Consider the following 914-nt stretch of genomic DNA (forward strand, 5'->3'; position numbering starts at 1 on the left):
CGCTGAATTTCCTTCATTCCGCCCCCTTTCGAAAAATAAACCGGACATTTCATCTTTATCGTTGTGTGGTATCAAAATGGGGATTGAAGCTTTCGCACTTCAAAACCATACGGCAAAGTTGCCTGCGGCAAGCCGAACTGTTTCTGAATCAATCCCTTATAAAATGAGGTCGGTATCTTATCGTCCTTATGACGGGCATTCAAACAATATCTGAATATTTCCTAGTTTACTATTTCTTGATGTATTGAATTCGCAACAGATACGCCTGAGCCCGACTTATGCGGTGGACACGCGAAGCCTGCCTGCGGGTACGGCTTTTGTTATTCGCGGTGATAGGGATGGTTGTGGAGGATGGAGACGGCGCGGTAGAGCTGTTCGGTCAGCAGGACGCGCACCATGCCGTGCGGGAGGGTGAGGCTGGAGAGGCGCATCATCATGCGGGCTTGTTGTTTGAGGCGGTCGGTCATGCCGTCGGCGCCGCCGATGACGAAGCAGACGTGTTCGCCGTTTTGCTGCCAGCTTTTGAGGTGTTCCGCCAGCTCGACGGAGGTCGGGGCTTTGCCGCGTTCGTCGAGGACGATGAGGAATGCGCCTTGGGGGATGGCTTCGAGGATGCGTTTTTCTTCCGCCGCCATGCCTTGTGCGGCGTTGACGCCTGCGCCGCGTTTTTCGGGTTTGATTTCTTTGAGGGTGTAGGCGACGTCGCGTCCGAAGCGTTTGGCGTATTCGCCGACGGCTTCGTCAACCCAGCGGGGCATTTTGGTGCCGACGGCGAGGACGGTGATGTTCATGGGTTTCCTTGGTCGGATGGGGTCGTCTGAAAGTTTTCAGACGACCTTTTGGTTTGAATGATGGTGAAACGGGATTTCTAAAGCCGATATTTTTATAGTGGATTAACTTTAAACCAGTACGGC

Annotated in this window: 2 protein-coding genes; one reads left to right on the forward strand and one right to left on the reverse strand. The window is 53.1% G+C overall.

Annotation, left to right across the window (positions count from 1 at the left end; translation table 11 throughout):
* A partial coding sequence (locus tag HMPREF2726_RS14300; protein ID WP_210399673.1) for a hypothetical protein occupies window positions 1–214 on the forward strand: 214 nt, incomplete at its 5' end.
* Window positions 215–320: 106 nt separating this feature from the next.
* Here the strand turns inward: HMPREF2726_RS14300 and rlmH are convergent.
* Window positions 321–791: a 23S rRNA (pseudouridine(1915)-N(3))-methyltransferase RlmH gene (gene rlmH, locus HMPREF2726_RS02940; RefSeq protein WP_009312525.1), complete on the reverse strand. Its 471-nt coding sequence runs from the start codon at window positions 789–791 to the stop codon at window positions 321–323.
* Window positions 792–914 lie beyond the last annotated feature (123 nt).

It is taken from the genome of Neisseria sp. HMSC074B07 (genome assembly GCF_001810355.1).
In the GTDB taxonomy this organism is placed as follows: domain Bacteria; phylum Pseudomonadota; class Gammaproteobacteria; order Burkholderiales; family Neisseriaceae; genus Neisseria.